Raw genomic sequence first — 16663 nt, 5'->3', positions numbered from 1 at the left:
CATGACCATCGATTGGACCGCTTTCACCCCGGGCACTGCACTCGCCGGGGGGCTGCTGATTGGCCTCGCCAGTGCCGCTTTACTCGCCTTTAACGGTCGTATCGCAGGTATCTCCGGCATCATTGGCGGACTGCTTGACCAAATCCAGGGTTCCCTGTGGCGCCTGGCCTTTATCGGGGGGCTATTGATAAGCCCTCTTGCCTGGAAAATCTTTGCAACAGTGCCCGACATTGATGTCCAGGCAGGTTATCCCACCTTAATTGCTGCGGGATTACTGGTGGGCCTGGGCACGCGGATGGCTTCCGGTTGTACCAGTGGCCATGGTGTTTGCGGCTTGTCCCGACTCTCCACTCGCTCGCTAACCGCCACCCTGATATTTATGGCCGCGGGCTTCGCAACCGTATTTCTAATGCGACACCCCCTGATCGGCCAGCTGGGGCAATGATGATGAAAACCAATATCAGCGCACTTTTGGCCGGGCTCACTTTCGGCCTGGGGTTATTGCTCTCCGGTATGGCCAACCCGGAGAAAGTTCTGGGCTTCCTAGATTTAGCCGGCGCCTGGGACCCCTCTCTGGGACTGGTGATGTTTGGCGCTATCGCTGTGGGCCTGCCACTATTCCATTTCATCAGACGGCGGGGACAGTCTATCTGGAAGCAACCGCTTCACCTGCCGGCAAGTAACCGGGTTGATCGCCGATTGGTATTGGGCAGCCTTCTATTTGGCGCCGGCTGGGGACTGGCGGGGTTTTGCCCCGGACCGGCGATTGTCGCTACTGGGGCGGGACAACTTAAAGCGGTAATTTTTATGCTCGCCATGCTCACGGGTATGGGGATATTCCAACTCTTCGGGATCAAGCGCACTGCCGCAGTGGAGTAACTTGCGCCCAAGCACAACGGTGAGGCAGCCGCCGTCTATCTTGTTTGAGCAGTTCACACAATTGCGGCAGGAAGAGAGCGGAAACAAGTGTAAGGATGCGGCTACTCCACCTAATCCCTCCATGGCTTCGACGCTACCAGCCCAAGTGGCTGGTGGGAGATAGTGTTGCCGCCCTCCTGGCCAGCATGATGCTGATTCCACAGGCCCTCGCCTATGCCGCACTTGCCGGCTTGCCCCCTTATCTAGGGCTCTACGCTGGGCTGCTCCCATTAGTAGGATACGCACTGTTTGGCTCCAGCTCAGTGCTGTCCGTCGGCCCGGTGGCCGTGCTCGCCCTGATGACCGCTTCAGCTCTCACCCCCATAGCCTCACCGGGCAGTCCCGAGTACATTTCCGGCGCCATATTATTAGCACTCTTGAGTGGAGTAATCCTGCTATTAATGGGGTTTCTTGGCCTCGGCAGCCTCGCTAACCTCTTGAGCCTTCCGGTTGTTGACGGTTTTGTCTCCGGCGCCGCGCTGCTGATTATTGCCGGGCAGTTTGCCCCCTTGCTGGGAATATCAAGCAATGGCGATACGGTTCTCGAAATATTGATCAGCACCTTTAACCACCTGCCTGAAACCGATCGGGAAGCAGCCCTGCTGGGGCTCATTGCACTGGCCAGCTTAATTGCCGCCCGTCTAGGTTTACCCTTCCTGCTCAGGAAAATCGGGGTCGGCCCGGCACGATCCAAATTGCTTTCGCGGTTGGCGCCCATGCTTATCGTGGTGATTGCCATTGTGCTTACCGCTATTTTTCACTGGGAGAAGGAATTACCCGTTGTAGGGGTTATTCCCGCTGGCCTACCACACCTAAGCATCCCCTCTATTAACCCGGGGCTGATTTACAAACTGCTTTTGCCCGCCCTGATTATTGCCCTGCTCGGATTTGTCGAAAGTTTATCTATTGCTCACTCTATCGCCCAGCGGCGCGGCGAGAAGCTCAACACTAATGCGGAACTGCGGGGGCTGGGCGCCTCCAACCTACTCAGCGCATTTTCAGGAGGGTTTGCAGTAACCGGCAGCTTTGCACGGACAGCCGTTAACGATGAGAGCGGGGCAAAAACCCCTCTCAGCGGCGTGATAGCCGCAGTGCTAATAGCCCTGCTACTTCTGTATGCCACCAAAGTCTTTACTGAACTGCCAATCTGCGTGCTAGCTGCCACCATCATTGTTGCAGCCGCAAACCTGATCAACTTCCAGGGTATGGCCCACCACTGGCGCTACGACCGCACCGATGGACTGGCTATGGCCGGCACATTTCTCGGGGTAGTGTTTTTTGGCGTGGAGACCGGGATTGCCCTGGGCGTCGGGCTCTCATTCGCCACATTGATCTGGCGAGCCAGCCGGCCACATATCGCTGTCGTGGGGCGTGTACCGGGTACTGAGCAATTCCGTAATGTACTTCGCCATACGGTGAAAACCGACTCTGAAATTTTGTTCCTGCGTATTGATGAGAACCTGTTTTTTAGCAACATCAATGCGATTGAGGAGCGACTTTTTGTAGAGATAAAGCGGCATCGCAATACCCGCCATATGGTGCTGATCTTATCGTCTGTTAACCGGATCGACAGCACAGCGATAGAGCGTCTGTTACAAGTAAACCGGGATTTACAGAATCGAAATATCCAGCTGCATCTGGCTGAGGTAAAGGGGGCTGTACTGGATCGCCTGGGCCACTCCAAGCTACTGCAGGAATTGAGCGGCCGCGTGTTCCTCTCCCCCTACATCGCAGAGCTTGCTCTGCGCCACCATCAAATCTCCGATAGCGACAAACCATCCGAATAAGGTTGCGCGACTTGTAAGACAGTATCAAACACTGGCAAAATATCCAGTATTTGAGCAAAGAGCGCGATGGGCGGAAACAACCTTACCTCTGAACAACAGGCAATTGCAGATCATGCCGGTGGTCACGCCAAGATCATTGCCGTTGCCGGCTCCGGCAAAACCACTGCTCTGTTGCACTACATAAAGAGCCGCCTTGATGCAGGTATCGCCCCCGAACGACTGCTGGTATTAATGTACAACCGCAGTGCTCGGGAGGACTTCGACCGCCGCTTACGGCAGCTGACTGAAGGCTCGACACCAGCGGTACATACCTTTCACAGTGTTGGATATCGTTTATACCAACGCATGATCGCCAATGATCATATCGCTGCTGCCAACCTATCCCCCCTGCCCCAATCCACAATCCAATTACAAATCTGGAAGGCCATTGAAGAGTGCGCGCCTACCCACGAACTCGAAGAGATTAGAGCACGGAAGCAATCTGAGATTGAGGCCGCTGAATTTTTTATTGACTACACCAAAACGATTCTCTCGGGAGATCTCAGCGCATTTCAGGAACTGAAGCTCGGCGATGAATACATGTATTTTCTGCAGGTATTTCGCACTTTTGAAGCTTGGCGTCGCAGCCAAAATGCGGTTACCTACGCCGACCTGATTTATGACCCAGCCATGCTGCTCAGCATGGATGAGGAGATAGCCGAGCAGTACGGCAGTTATTACGAAGACATCCTGGTGGATGAATACCAGGATATCAATGAGATTCAACACTTTTTATTGCGAGTTCTCTACGGAAAATCTGGCAACGTCATCGCGATTGGCGACCCAGATCAAACAATTTACGAATGGCGAGGCTCCAAACCGGATTTCCTGCTCACATTTTTCGATGGGGATTTTCCCCCTCGAATATTTATCACCTGAGCCGCACTTTCCGTTACGGCCACCAGCTATCCCTGGCCGCCAACCACTTTATTGAGAACAATCGCGATCGCGCCGATATATTCTGTGTTTCAGCCAATGAAGATCAGCAAACAGAAATCGAGTTGGTAAAAACCGATAAGGAGGGGCGCTGGATTGTAGAGTACCTGCGCCGATGCCAAAAGCAAGGTCAGTCACTCAGGGAGGTCGCCGTACTGGTGCGACTGTGGTCTATCGCCGCTCCTATTGAACTGGCACTGCTGGCCAATAATATTCCCTACCGTTCAGCAAGCCGCAACACCGTCCTTTCGCGCCGGGAGCTGCGCCCCTTATTTTGGAGTTTAAATATTGCCTCCGGTCGATTCGCCGAACTTCCACCCAAGCGTCGCCAGCAGGGACTTTACGAATGGCTGACCTCTCCCCATGTGCGTATTCCGCGCAAAGTCCTGGAGCCCATCTGTTCCTCTCTGGCAGCGCTGGACAAAGGCTGGGGCAAGAAGCTGATTGCCCTGCTACCTGAAAACCTGAGCAAGCCCCAGACCAAACGCTTGCGCCAACGGGCAGACCTGCTTACCCAGATTGAGAGCTGGCGCGGTCACGCTGGAGAGCTACTGCGTCGCCATATCGGTGAACTGGAACTTCTCAGCGGAATCGCTGACGACGCCTTCACCCGCCAACAAGGGGAGGAGAGGCAACAAACCATCCTCGCTTTCTGCAAATACCTGGACACACTGAAGCAGCCACCCGCTGAAGCCCTGGCACATCTACAAGAACTTCAACGCCAACACCGGGAGGGCGAACAAACCGAAGCGGATGCTATACAGATAACGACTATGCACCAAGCTAAAGGTTTGGAGTGGGAACAAGTAATTATCCCCACCCTCACCCAGCACAATATGCCCTATCAACCTCAACGGGACTTCAGCACACCCGCGTCACTGGAGAGCGAACGCCGCTTGATGTACGTGGCGATGACCCGCGCCAAGTCAAAACTCTTCTTGTTGGCCCCTGCAGAAGACTCCAAAAAGAATGATCCAGAGGCTTCGCAGCCTTCATTATTTATTAATGAAATGCAGCTTCCTTTAAGTAAATTGATGGCAGACTCCCTAAAGGAGCGCCCGGAAAAAATCGACACTGATGTGCCGGTTTCACGTCAAGCGCTCCACTATTTAGAAGCTTGCGATTACAACCCCAATATCAGTGCACCCCGGGCCCCCATGCGAAAACCCGAACCTGGAGAGGGACTACGGCATCGAAAACTTGGCTATGGAAGGGTTTTAGGATGGGAGGACAAGCGTATCGAGGTTTTATTTAGCGATGGAAAAGCTCGACGATTTAATTGGGAGACTTTGTCACAATATCTGATGTAGCAATATCCAGGAACGTGTGTACCACAAAAAAATTATTCATTCGCTATTATCAGGTTACCTAATGCAAATATCTATCAAGAGCCTCCTTCATAATTATCTTTCCCAACTACTTTCAATTGTGACTAAAATTCCGCAGGAAATATTTCACAAGCAGCTGGCACCTGACATGTTCAGCTTAGCCGAGAATGCAAAAATTGCAGCCAATTTTTCTCTTCGCGGATATTGCCCACTCGTTGACCAGAAAATTGTGACATTTGGAGAAGATGGGAATACAAAGGAAATTATTCTGAGAACCATCCAGAAAACACTAAATTATTTAGATTCTTTACCCGAAGTAATCGATCTGGACAGTAGTAGAAGAATCAATGATAAAGCGGGTTTCACAACAGTGGATCTCCCACAGCCACAATATATCCATCAATATATAATTCCAAACTTCCTATTCCACATGAGCATGGTTTATGCAATTGCACGCCACTGCGGTGTACCCCTTAGCAAAGGCGATTTTGATGGGTTCCACAGTTATCCGACTGGATTTACTTTTATTTAAAAGCCTTCCTAGATATCCAGCCCCAGTTTTTCATTCACAGTTTTGGCTTCAAATTCTATATCAGCCACTAGCCACCCCGGCATAAAGAGCAACAAAGATTAAACCTTAATCTTACGATGGTACCAAAATATTTTATTTTCAAACCCTTTAAATCCTCCAAAAAACTTGACCACATCCATCAAAAAAAATATAAACGCGCTTCAGCTAAATAGTAACATCACCTTTTAAAGGAATAGAGGTAACGGGCATGAAAATTTCTAGATGGTTTCTACTACTCCCGGCTTTGACAATCTCCAGCTTCTCTATGGCTGTAGAAAAACCATTTTATTTAGGAATAGGCACTGGCAACTATGCTTTTGATGGTCAAAAAGACCTCCCAGATTATTATCAAGCAGGTGAGCAATTTACGGATCATGCTCGCTCGACCGAGATATATGTCGGCTACCAATTCCATAAGTATTTTTCTGTGGAGGCCGAGTACAATCACTTTAACGAGACCTACAGCACTTACGCAACCAATGTCACATATATTACTGATGATGAGACTATTAATGCCGACAACATTCAGATAAATTCTGTTGTTCAGTACCCCGTATTGGAAAGCCTTACTTTGAACGCCCTACTAGGCATTTCATACACTAGGGTCGACAGTGTATATAGGCCAAAATCAAGTTGGCTACACGATGGCCCCTTAAGCCCTATTGATGAATCCAAGGATAATAGTTTCGATCTGACCTACGGTATTGGAGCGACCTACAACTTTACCGACAGCTTTTCAAGCAGGCTGCAGTGGACAAGAATCGATAATGACATCGTGAGAATAAGCGGGGCCTCTCTGTCACTGGAAGTTCGCTTCTAACCAATCGTTGAAGAATCCTTAAGGAGCACAGATTTACGGTGCTCCTAACCTCCCCTAACATTGACAACACTACCCACCCAGGAATAGCGACTACTTGGTCAAGAAGCTTCCAAAGTGCAACCCTGGCAGGGGCTATCCGCGACGTATACTATATACCCTAAATGTCCAATCTTTAGCCAACACAATGATTTTTAAGGATTTTTTTATTCTTTAGGTTGACTTGTGCCAGGGGCATCTATAATATCCGCACCCGTAACGCGCTCGTAGCTCAGCTGGATAGAGTACCTGGCTACGAACCAGGCGGTCGGAGGTTCGAATCCTCCCGAGCGCGCCACACACGAAAAGCCCGCACCGAAAGGTCCGGGCTTTTTTATACCTACTCACACCTCTCTCAATCCACAAGAAACCTAAACCTCATCCCTGCTGATTTGACACTCCGCCTCCCCATAGCATCCCCACCCTATATCAGTAATACTTTCCCTACACCGATTGACCCAGCCAAGATATTGCAACAAGGATGGCTGCAAGGGGTTACCCATAGGGCTTCCGTGAGAGAAGTGACTGAGCAAGCTGAGGTCAAGCCACGCACCCCCTTCCGCCAGCGACTTTCCAGCTGAAGTCCTTCAAGACGGTGTGCTTAATCTCGTATTTTCATTTGGAGGATCATCAACTCAATCCCTTACTACACAACCTAGCAAGCTAAATGAATTATTTCACCAGCTCATTGGGAGTAGAAATTTTGCCTCTACGCTCAGACTGGCGTATCCAATACAACAGCAACCTTTCAAGATGGAGCCTACGAGGCAATCAATATTGTGTAATTTGGTAGTGGCAACACGGGGAATATCATCCAGTGATATTAATAGCGGCCTTTCCAGGCAATTGGACGGAGCTACAAACCTCGCCCAACTCGATCTCTTTTTCAATTCCCAATAACTACGCAACTCAATTTAAAAAACTCCAACAATAGCACCCTAAAAAATACCCGCCACAAAATCGCCATAAAATTTGTAACACTTTTGATAAGCCAGTAAGTCTCTTATTAAATTATTGAAAGATAAGCGCATCAAATTTGATTTTTATCAACCTCTAAATTCAAGCCCTACGGTAATGCTCCGCTATCCGGATGGTCAGTCAAAATATGCATCACCACATTCAACCAGAATGTTACAAATAACGCTTTTGCTTCGATTTGAAATGAAACCCTAATAGTCGCCCCACCAACCAAATCGTAAACCATCGCTCTTCAGCGAGTTTCAACCGGGAGAGATTGCGACAAGGTCAAGCAAATGCCCTGCGACAGCCAGCACCTAGCGCAAGCCTCCCTCACTATCAACTCAGATAGCATTACCTCGATCAAAACAACCCCTGCCAACATATTGCCAGCCCTTAATGTCGCCAAATATCAAAAACAATCCGATAGCCGAAGAAAATGCTTGACTCTGCGCCTGCCTATCTATATTGTGCGCCTCCTCGACGCGCTCGTAGCTCAGCTGGATAGAGTACCTGGCTACGAACCAGGCGGTCGGAGGTTCGAATCCTCCCGAGCGCGCCACTTTCAAGGGGCTTACGTTTTTTGACGTAAGCCCCTTTTTTATTGCGGCAACCTCAACCCAAATCGCAGGGCTACGAAAACAAGGAGAGGTTTTCAGGGGTAACACTATGGATATGGACATCACCAATCTGGACATGCTCGAGCAACCAGGCTTGCTGGCCATAGCCTTTACCGCAGTACTCGCTGTTAAGTACGGTGGCACAGTATCTGAGCCCACCGCTCAACCTCGGGACCTTAACCGTGAGTTAAGTGCCACCAACCCTGTATCACCATTTTAGGCCCAACAGGCAGCCCAAATATGGCAGGGTTTGAGCTTAACTATGCACCGCAGGACTCAACACAGACGGATTTCTACACAATAAAGCTCCAGAGCACCGCAGCAATTCCCGGCGACGGCCTACCAACTGCACAAGTGGAGCCACCACCTCCAACTCAGGCCTCCACTCCACCTCTAATATTGGAATAAATAGCGCTCCAAGAAATACCATTTTGCTTTTTGGCAAAGGCGATATCATTACTAACGTCGATATCACGGGTCCTGCTGCCTGATCCACCTCTGGTAGCATTGAGACCCTGGGGGACTACAACAATATGTCCGTTAATACCGCCTCTAGGTTTAGCCAAGATGGCTTCGAGATTGGCAGTGACTTAAAATTTATATCTAAGGAGCCTCTGAATAACTCCGTGATACCTCTGGCATGCAGAGCGGTTCACAATCAAGGCGCGGCTTCGCAGGAATGTCTAGACCTTTCAAGAAGTCGCAACGCGGAGTGTGAATCGCTCTGCACGCCCCGAAGGGCGGGCCTTGAAGGCCACAGCTGCTGCGTTGCAGCTCTTGCAAAGGGCTACGGCCATTCGCGGCGAGCTGCGCCTAACATCTGCAGCCTTCAAGACCCGCAGAGGCATTACGGAGTTATTCAGAGGCTCCCTAACAACATCATTGAGAATAACGGCGAGGCCGGACTTCCGATAAACGACTATTTCAACAACATAGTAAGTAACAGTGTGACAGAAAATGGCCAGTTGGGTATTAACCTGAGTGGCGACTCAAGCAATTCGATTGCAGGCAACACTATATCCAATAATGGGATTTCGACACTATCGAGCAATGGCGGCATTATCGTCACCAATTCGAACAGCTTGAATAACCAAATTACTGGAAATACCCTAAACAGCACCCAACAATTTGGCCTTGTAGCCCCCTTTAACCCAGACTGCAATAAGGGAAATCTTTGAAGTGGAAACCAGTTTACCATTTCAGCCCCCTCATACTTAGACTAACAGCCCAACAGAGGAGCGGCTTGCCCTGCAGTCGAGCACCCCCCGATCTCACTAAGGCCATTCCCAGGATTTAAACAACAGCAAACAAGACACAAGTACCAAAATTGCTGTTCAAGGTTAAACCAAGTTGAATCAAGAGTCTCAATAGTTAAAAATGCATGAGGAGCTGTCAAAATCAGAAGTAAGGGACTACATGACTGATATCCTCAAAGATATACTCCAGTTTGTTCAAAATATGGGGCTAAAGAATGGCCTCTTTGTCATATTTTTCATCTTTGCACATTACCTGCTTTTCTGGATGTACAGTGGTCGCCTAAAGGACCGCCAAGTTGAAATTGACCGGCTTGCAGCAGATAATAAAGAATATAGGGATAGGTTTTTAAAGCTGATGGATAATGCCTTCTCTTATTCGCCCCCGACCAGAAAAGCCGCGCCTAGAAAGCCAGTTAATGAAAAGGAGTTTGAGTAGTGCTCTATCTATTGCCCGCAATTGCTCTAGCTTTCATTTTCACCAAAATGTACCAACTTCTGGAGGTGAAGAAACATGATCAGCACTTATTTGAGTTTTGTCAGTTACGGAGAGATACGATCAACTACCTCTCTAACTCGTATACTGACCTATCAAGAACTGATTATATTGCCCTAAGAAAGACCAATGATGCACTTAGCACTATCATTGCCGGCTATAAAGAACATAAAACAGTAGTGTTCAATCTCAGGTTGTTTTCAGAGTATGTCAACCAACTAAAAGCCTTTGAAAAAAAGGCAGAAAAAATATCAACCAATAATCCCGAGATACAAGAACTACTAAACAGAGTTCATCAATCAATATTTAATGCATTCCTCGCATTTACACCCTACCTAAAATCCGAGTTAGCTTTCACCGTAATAATGAAACTGATTTCTCTGGGAGTTAATGCTGGAGCCAATTCCTTTAGAGAGCATTTGCTTAATCTTAAGGAAGCTAAATCCTTGCTCACCACTTTTAAGAAGCACTCCCCCCTGCTGAAGCCGCCACTAGCTCAGCCTGAAAGATTCACACATTAGCGTACTGAGAGGCACAGATACCAAAATGTATACATATGAACCTCTCATATCAATTAAATTGAGGCCGGCCAGATAGGAAAGACCTCCCTCAGGATCAAAGCTTTATGGTGTAAAAATCAGCTAAAATCGGAACCTGCAGTCAAATAAAAGATAACAAAAATCAATAAGTTAATACATAAGTACGCCCTATTCCTGGAATCTACATTACTCAAAATTAGGATAAATCCTCACCAAGCGCCTCATCTACAGAAAACAACTAAATAGTCATCTTATAAATTTGGAAAACTAATCATCCACCTTCAATATATCGATAATTTCGAAAAAATCGATATACGAAATAATCATTACCAGAAAACTAAAAATAAGACGCGCCAACCTTAAAAGCGCACCTTTTTCTCACAAAAATCTCCCAATAAAAATAAAAAACTAGGGACCACTAAACCCATAAGAATTAATATCACATAGATTTTTCACCGACTCCACGCTTTACAAAACCAGTCTCCTCTGATTGGTCAACCTCGAAGATTCAGTGTCTATACCCATGTAGCGTCAATACCTGATAGGTGCGGAAATGGAACTCGGTTATATTCTTGTTATCTGTACAGTGATCATCGTGATCTTTACTGTCTGCGCCTATCTGTATAACTATATCCTTACAGCGAGCGCAACATTTTATCACTCACCAGTGGGTGACAATGAGAATACGATACGCAGTCATTTAAGAGATAAAGACACGATTAATATTCTAGTTGTTGATGGCGGTGGTATTCGTGGACTTATTCCACTCTACGTCATCAAGCATTTGGAGGAAGCTCTCGGACAGCCAGTTGACGAGCTCTTTGATGTATTCAGTGGTGTGTCAACAGGAGCGGTCATCGTTACCGGATTGAATGTCCGATCTTCTCATCTGGCTAGAAATTATGCTGACATTGATTCCAAAACAGACCTGCTCATTGACTTGTACAAGGCAAAGAGTAACTACTTATTCTCCACCCCCTGGTATCATAAACTCTTAACGGGCTCCGGCCTCTTCTCACCCAAATATCTGGGTCGTCGCCTTCATAAGGTACTGGAGAAGCACTATACACCCGAGCTGAATTTCACCGACCTGAAAAACTATGTGATTATTCCTTCTCTCAGTGTAAATACCGGTGAGCTTCACCTCTTCAAAAACCGGGGAGAAGATACTAGCGCACTTCCCACCAACAGTCTTTATCAGTTGGTTACGGCTGCTGTTAGTGGGGTTTCGTTATTCCCTCCCGTCGGATTTATGGCTGATAGCAATGAGATAGATCACAAATATTTTGCGGATGCAGGTATTTCAGCTAACAACCCTGCAAGTGTAGCGCTTCTGGACATTATCAAGGAGTTCCCTCACAAGAACTACTATATATTAATTCTTGGCTCTGGAACCTCACCACTAACTAGTTCAAAAGTTAAATATAAAGACTTAAAGAACTGGGGCATAATACAGTGGACGCGAGATGCCATCTCCAGTGTTCAGAGATCAATGGATGAGCAGCAGATCCATGCACTGGAAATTGCCAAGCTTCTTTCTGACAATGTAAAAGTTAAGTACAACTATCTCAATGTGGAGGTGACGGAGCCACATGTCGGTCTATTCGACTACGACAATATTGATTCTCTCAAAATTCACTCAGATCGACTCATCAAAAACAATGGAGAAACGATACAGCAGGTAATTGACCAGCTGGCCACCGCCAATGGATAAAAGCTCACCCGGCTAACAAAGGACAATTATCCGAAACTTATAGCGGCGACTCAAAGTACTTTGAGTCGCCGCTATAAGTTTAATCAGAGAGCCCCCAAACTGGAAAACAACTTAACAATCACCTCACCAATAAAAAATAAATATTTCAAAAAAATATAAGGTTTCTCACTGAAGCAAAGCCAATGACACTATCGTTCAAAAAATTAACTTGGTCGACACTTTAATCATGTCAAAACGAGCTTATCTGTTAGCGACTATAATCATTCTAACACCTTACTTCCATACATACGCTAGAGCTGGCGAGCTTCATGATCGAGAAGCGAGGAACAGATGTGTAAAAACCTGCAAAAATAGCTATTACGACTGCATTAAAAATAATGAAAATCAAGATTGGTGTGTAGATAAGAAGGAGCATTGCGATAACATTTGCTATGAATACGAAGAAGATCGCTGGCGTTGGTACCGCGAAAAATCTTCAACACATTAACAGAAATACATAAAATAGAAATATCATGTAAGACTACCCCCACTAGAAACGCAAGAGTTTAACCTTATCGCCCAATATTTTCTAACACGTTGAAAAGGTAAAGCAAATTGTATCAACCGATAAATAGATGAGTACTCTTTTACCTTAGAAGGCTGTGCTTCAATAATATATTTTGTTAAAATATGGACCTGACAAAGAACTCTCCAAAAATGAGAAAACATGAAACTCCTTTCTATCAATACATCCAAGAAAGTTGACATTGAATACAAGGGTAAAACCGTCACAACAGGGATATTCAAAAATCCCGTTCGGGGTAAAGTTTTTGTAGGCAAAGGCAATCTTGAGGGAGATGAGCAGGCAGATTTGAAAAATCATGGCGGTCAAGATATGGCAGTATATGCATTTTCTTTTGATCACCACTCTTTTTGGAAGAAGCAGTTAGGCAGAAAAGAACTCAAATATGGCTTGTTTGGTGAGAACTTAACAATAGCCGGCCTCCAAGAAGAGGAGATCTATATTGGAGAGCAATTTCGCATTGGCAGCTGCATTCTAGAAGTAAGTCAACCTAGAGTACCCTGCTTCAAGCTAAATATGGCCCTCGAAAATAGGTTTGCAACCAAGATTCTCACTAGCAGCTTTAACTGTGGGGTATATTTTAGAGTCATTGAGGAAGGCCATATTGAAAGCGGAGATCTATTTAACAAGATATTTAAAGCTCCAGGCTCAGTCAGTGTACAATCATTGTTCAGAGCTTTATTTGATAAGCAATTTTCTAATGCAAGGGAGGTACTCCAAATAGCAAGTACTCTAAAGCCGTTATCCCAAGAGTGGAAAGAAAAAGCTACAAAACGACTATCCAAGCTCTAATGGTTGATAAATCCATCATGCTCACTACTTGGTAATATACTCCCTGGAGAGCAGATGCTTAGACAAGCATTTAACTAAAGCAAGAATCTGACCATCAACATCCCCCCTTCACTATTCAATTTATTAATGATTATTTTTCAGCAATAAATATTGGTTTTAATTTTTATCACCAATAAAAATCCAAGTAATATTAAATATTTCAATTTCTTGTCAACCGCTTCCATTTAAGGACGTTTCAGCTAGTACCCCATGTCATATATAAAGGGTAATTCATTGGTGCTTTGGTCCCAGACTGCAACAAACAAGGAACAGGTTGATGAGCATTGAAATCTTTATCAAATATAAGATACTCATATTTCTATTGATATTTAGTATTTATAGTCAAGCCCAACCCACACCTCCCCCACCCGGAGAGCCAGGAGGAATTGAAATGGGGACTGCGGAGCAAATTGAACTAGGGAAGTTGCTTTTTTTTGATAAGGAGCTAAGTGGAAATCGAAATATTTCATGTGCAACGTGCCATCACCCATCCACTCATACCGGTGATGCTCTTTCCCTGCCGGTGGGGGAAGGTGGGCAGGGATTAGGGAATCTACGCGATACTGGTATTAGCAATGACGCTATAGTCCAACGTGTCGAACGCAACTCTCAAGGGCTTTTCAACCTGGGACGCGGTAATGTACAGCATCTATTCCATGATGGACGTGTTGCTATAGATCTCAACGAAGAATCTGGCTTTAGCAGTCCTGCCGGGTCAGATTTACCTCTTGGCCTGGAAAATATAGTCTCAGTCCAAGCTATGTTTCCAGTTACCTCGGCAACTGAAATGGCAGGGCAAGATGAAGAAAACGAAATTTCTATCGCTGTAGCAGAGGGCAAACTTGCTGGTGAAGACGGCGTATGGGAATTACTCGCTAAGAGACTTCGTGATATTCCTGGTTACTTTGAATTTTTTGCGGCGGCTTATCCGGAAAATGTGGAAACCCAAAGCGATATAACATTTGTCATGGCTGCCAATGCTATTGCAGCCTTTGAAATTAGCGCTTGGCAAGCTCTTAATTCGCCATTCGATCAGCAATTAAGAGGTGAAGATGCAATGAGCGAAGCTGCTTTACGCGGCATGGCGCTATTTAATGATAAAGGCTGTGCAATCTGCCATGCCGGCCCACTCCAAACAGACAATCTATTTCATGCTATCGCTATGCCGCAAATTGGCCCTGGCTTGGGAGATAACACAGAGGGATTCTCAGACGGGCTTGAAGATTTTGGCCGAGAACGAGTCTCAGGTAATAGTGCAGATCGCTTTAAATTCCGCACGCCATCATTACGAAATATTGAATTAACCGCGCCCTATGGGCACTCTGGTGCTTATACAACTCTTGAGAGCATTGTAAATCACTATAACAATCCTGTTCTCTCCTTAATGACCTATGATCAAAGCCAGGCCATATTACCTTCTCGAACCGATTTAGATGAAATAGACTTTACCGTAATGAACAGCCCAGCTCGGACTGGATCGATAGCACAAGCCGCACTACGAGAACCCCTGTTAAGACCCGCCAATATGTCTGCAAGTGAGGTTTCTGATATCGTAGAATTTCTGAAAGCATTGACCGATCCAAATAGCCTTGATCTAAGTGAGAATATTCCCGATTCAGTACCCAGCGGTTTGCCAATATCTGATTAACTCCTCTGTGCACCTGGAATCAAATCCAAAATCTCCAAGTGCACATACCCCCCATTAAATAGAACACAATATTTACAAAGTGAAAATACGCCTTGTGAAATCACAATTTATTATATACCCTGCAAAATCTCACATACGGTTTTGAAGATATCAGCAAATAAAAGACAGCAGAAAAAGCCAAAACCAACCATTCATATTGGAAAAAATATAGAAGCCACAAGTAAATAACAAATGGAAGAACAAGCACTGCCAGCTTTTTCAACCCAATACTGACCACATGTAGTGATGCATAAATACAAATTAAAATAGACAAAGATACACAAACCAACAACAATGAAGATGATGAGGTTATCGTTGTCATTAGTATCCCCAGCAGAGCAAAAACGACTACTCCAAAATTTCTTAGCTTGGGCTCCAATGCTCCCATACTAATGGGAGCTGCCATATATCCAACAATATGATATCCAGAAACGATCACCATTAAAGCCGCCCAGCTATCAGCATGGGCAAGTACAACTGCAGCTATCAGCCAATTAGTGAGCATCGAGCGTCTTGATAAATTGTGTATAGGATCTAAAACAGCCAGCCATCGTGGCATTTGTCCTACTGAGGCCATTGCAAATAGAATTCTCGACGATGCTCCCAAATAGGTATATCCAGATGCAGAGGGGCTTATTACACTGTCAGCAAGTAGTACCATCGCAAGAAAATGCAATCCAAGCAGCGTCGCCAAGTCCAAAAGCGGTGAGTCAAAATTAATTCCTTTCCACCCACCATTTTCCACCAGGAGGTCATTCGGTACTGACGCCATAAAAGCGTATTGTAATGCCAGATAAACGAGCGTCATGATTGCAATTGAAAAAGTGACGGCCAAAGGAATATTACGTTTTGGATGTTTTATTTCACTGGCAAATGCAACACTGATCTGAAAGCCATTAAACGAGTAAATTAAACCCGCCCCAATAACTGCTGAAAAAGCACTTTTGAAGCCAAATTCCTGACTAGGGTCAACTGAGAAATTTGACCCACTTGTATCGTTACTAAATACAACTATTAACAATACGATTATTGCAAATGTCGGTGTAAATATTTTTAGTACAGTAATAACATTATTGATCTTGGCAAGAAATCGTATTCCATAATAGTTAATTACCAAGTATATAAAAAGAATACTTAAAGCCAATACCTTTCCCCATGGGGTCAAGGTATGATTATCAATTAACAAAGAAGAATCTATTGCAGACGAGAGGTATTGGGTTGTTGCCTGCGCCTCGGTTGCAACAACCATTAATGTGCCAAACCAGTTAGCGAACGCAAATGGCATCCCAAAGATGCTATTGTGTGACAGTGCACTAGACTGTGCTAGAGCCCCACGAACCGGATAAAATGCAACTACCCGACTTAGACACAAACCTACCATCAAGACCAAAAGTGCCGCTAATATCCAAGCTCCAAAAGCCCAATTACCGGCATAGTTTGCAGTAAGTTGTGCACTGAACAACCAACCCGAACCTATCATACAGGTGGCACTAAGCAGCGTAGCACTCAACAGAGAAACGCGTTTTTTCCCGCCTTTGGCACGACCCATATCAACCGTTTTCTGGAGTG

15 protein-coding genes and 2 tRNA genes are annotated in these 16663 nt (G+C 45.9%); 16 read left to right on the top strand and 1 reads right to left on the bottom strand.

Annotated elements, in window-relative coordinates; all coding sequences use genetic code 11:
* Position 1 precedes the first annotated feature (1 nt).
* The 16 genes from P0078_RS22655 (at position 2) to P0078_RS22580 (ending at position 15055) form a co-directional block, all read left to right on the top strand.
* Complete coding sequence (locus P0078_RS22655) at positions 2–445, top strand: YeeE/YedE family protein (RefSeq protein ID WP_282932130.1); 444 nt, start codon at positions 2–4, stop codon at positions 443–445.
* Positions 442–879 carry a DUF6691 family protein gene (locus P0078_RS22650; RefSeq protein ID WP_282932129.1) on the top strand — a complete coding sequence of 146 codons (438 nt, stop codon included), beginning with the start codon at positions 442–444 and terminating at the stop codon, positions 877–879. Before P0078_RS22655 ends, P0078_RS22650 begins: the two co-directional genes overlap by 4 nt.
* A gap of 95 nt (positions 880–974) precedes the next feature.
* Positions 975–2705 (top strand): SulP family inorganic anion transporter, encoded by a 1731-nt coding sequence (locus P0078_RS22645; RefSeq protein ID WP_282932128.1) that lies wholly within the window; start codon positions 975–977, stop codon positions 2703–2705.
* Positions 2706–2771: 66 nt separating this feature from the next.
* Complete coding sequence (locus P0078_RS22640) at positions 2772–3623, top strand: UvrD-helicase domain-containing protein (protein ID WP_282932127.1); 852 nt, start codon at positions 2772–2774, stop codon at positions 3621–3623.
* A complete protein-coding gene (locus P0078_RS22635; protein ID WP_282932126.1) occupies positions 3548–4990 on the top strand; it encodes a 3'-5' exonuclease in 1443 nt (480 codons plus the stop codon). The genes P0078_RS22640 and P0078_RS22635 overlap by 76 nt, the downstream gene beginning before the upstream one ends.
* Positions 4991–5051: 61 nt before the next feature.
* Positions 5052–5540, top strand: a complete 489-nt coding sequence (locus tag P0078_RS22630) for a DUF1993 family protein (RefSeq protein ID WP_282932125.1) — start codon at positions 5052–5054, stop codon at positions 5538–5540.
* Between the two features lie 247 nt (positions 5541–5787).
* Positions 5788–6399, top strand: a complete 612-nt coding sequence (locus P0078_RS22625) for an outer membrane beta-barrel protein (RefSeq protein WP_282932124.1) — start codon at positions 5788–5790, stop codon at positions 6397–6399.
* 257 nt (positions 6400–6656) lie between these two features.
* Positions 6657–6733, top strand: a tRNA-Arg gene (locus tag P0078_RS22620).
* Between the two features lie 1144 nt (positions 6734–7877).
* Positions 7878–7954: transfer RNA gene (locus P0078_RS22615), tRNA-Arg, on the top strand.
* 107 nt (positions 7955–8061) lie between these two features.
* Positions 8062–8232: a hypothetical protein gene (locus P0078_RS22610; RefSeq protein WP_282932123.1), complete on the top strand. Its 171-nt coding sequence runs from the start codon at positions 8062–8064 to the stop codon at positions 8230–8232.
* Between the two features lie 313 nt (positions 8233–8545).
* The gene (locus P0078_RS22605; RefSeq protein WP_282932122.1) at positions 8546–9190 is read left to right on the top strand and encodes a right-handed parallel beta-helix repeat-containing protein; all 645 of its coding nucleotides are present in this window, start codon (positions 8546–8548) and stop codon (positions 9188–9190) included.
* A 199-nt stretch (positions 9191–9389) separates the two neighbouring features.
* Positions 9390–9704, top strand: coding sequence for a hypothetical protein (locus tag P0078_RS22600; RefSeq protein ID WP_282932121.1), 315 nt, complete (start codon positions 9390–9392; stop codon positions 9702–9704).
* Positions 9704–10282 carry a hypothetical protein gene (locus tag P0078_RS22595; RefSeq protein WP_282932120.1) on the top strand — a complete coding sequence of 193 codons (579 nt, stop codon included), beginning with the start codon at positions 9704–9706 and terminating at the stop codon, positions 10280–10282. The genes P0078_RS22600 and P0078_RS22595 overlap by 1 nt, the downstream gene beginning before the upstream one ends.
* 571 nt (positions 10283–10853) lie before the next feature.
* Positions 10854–12014, top strand: coding sequence for a patatin-like phospholipase family protein (locus P0078_RS22590; protein WP_282932119.1), 1161 nt, complete (start codon positions 10854–10856; stop codon positions 12012–12014).
* A gap of 706 nt (positions 12015–12720) precedes the next feature.
* A complete protein-coding gene (locus P0078_RS22585; protein ID WP_282932118.1) occupies positions 12721–13368 on the top strand; it encodes an MOSC domain-containing protein in 648 nt (215 codons plus the stop codon).
* Between the two features lie 316 nt (positions 13369–13684).
* Positions 13685–15055, top strand: a complete 1371-nt coding sequence (locus tag P0078_RS22580; RefSeq protein ID WP_282932117.1) for a cytochrome-c peroxidase — start codon at positions 13685–13687, stop codon at positions 15053–15055.
* Between the two features lie 100 nt (positions 15056–15155).
* Here P0078_RS22580 and P0078_RS22575 read toward each other — a convergent pair whose 3' ends face one another.
* The gene (locus P0078_RS22575; protein ID WP_282932116.1) at positions 15156–16643 is read right to left on the bottom strand and encodes an APC family permease; all 1488 of its coding nucleotides are present in this window, start codon (positions 16641–16643) and stop codon (positions 15156–15158) included.
* Between the last annotated feature and the right edge of the window lie 20 nt (positions 16644–16663).

Source organism: Microbulbifer sp. VAAF005 (assembly GCF_030012985.1).
Lineage (GTDB): Bacteria > Pseudomonadota > Gammaproteobacteria > Pseudomonadales > Cellvibrionaceae > Microbulbifer.
The sequence above is the reverse complement of the archived record's forward strand: the minus strand, read 5'-3'. Positions and strand labels throughout refer to the sequence as shown.

What these genes read in the sequence shown, in the direction of transcription:
- P0078_RS22655 (WP_282932130.1), top strand. Translation starts at nt 2, where the DNA reads ATGACCATCGATTGGACCGCTTTCACCCCGGGCACTGCACTCGCCGGG.
- P0078_RS22650 (WP_282932129.1), top strand. Translation starts at nt 442, where the DNA reads ATGATGATGAAAACCAATATCAGCGCACTTTTGGCCGGGCTCACTTTC.
- P0078_RS22645 (WP_282932128.1), top strand. Translation starts at nt 975, where the DNA reads ATGCGGCTACTCCACCTAATCCCTCCATGGCTTCGACGCTACCAGCCC.
- P0078_RS22640 (WP_282932127.1), top strand. Translation starts at nt 2,772, where the DNA reads ATGGGCGGAAACAACCTTACCTCTGAACAACAGGCAATTGCAGATCAT.
- P0078_RS22635 (WP_282932126.1), top strand. Translation starts at nt 3,548, where the DNA reads ATGGCGAGGCTCCAAACCGGATTTCCTGCTCACATTTTTCGATGGGGA.
- P0078_RS22630 (WP_282932125.1), top strand. Translation starts at nt 5,052, where the DNA reads ATGCAAATATCTATCAAGAGCCTCCTTCATAATTATCTTTCCCAACTA.
- P0078_RS22625 (WP_282932124.1), top strand. Translation starts at nt 5,788, where the DNA reads ATGAAAATTTCTAGATGGTTTCTACTACTCCCGGCTTTGACAATCTCC.
- P0078_RS22610 (WP_282932123.1), top strand. Translation starts at nt 8,062, where the DNA reads ATGGATATGGACATCACCAATCTGGACATGCTCGAGCAACCAGGCTTG.
- P0078_RS22605 (WP_282932122.1), top strand. Translation starts at nt 8,546, where the DNA reads ATGTCCGTTAATACCGCCTCTAGGTTTAGCCAAGATGGCTTCGAGATT.
- P0078_RS22600 (WP_282932121.1), top strand. Translation starts at nt 9,390, where the DNA reads ATGCATGAGGAGCTGTCAAAATCAGAAGTAAGGGACTACATGACTGAT.
- P0078_RS22590 (WP_282932119.1), top strand. Translation starts at nt 10,854, where the DNA reads ATGGAACTCGGTTATATTCTTGTTATCTGTACAGTGATCATCGTGATC.
- P0078_RS22585 (WP_282932118.1), top strand. Translation starts at nt 12,721, where the DNA reads ATGAAACTCCTTTCTATCAATACATCCAAGAAAGTTGACATTGAATAC.
- P0078_RS22580 (WP_282932117.1), top strand. Translation starts at nt 13,685, where the DNA reads ATGAGCATTGAAATCTTTATCAAATATAAGATACTCATATTTCTATTG.
- P0078_RS22575 (WP_282932116.1), bottom strand. Translation starts at nt 16,643, where the DNA reads ATGGGTCGTGCCAAAGGCGGGAAAAAACGCGTTTCTCTGTTGAGTGCT.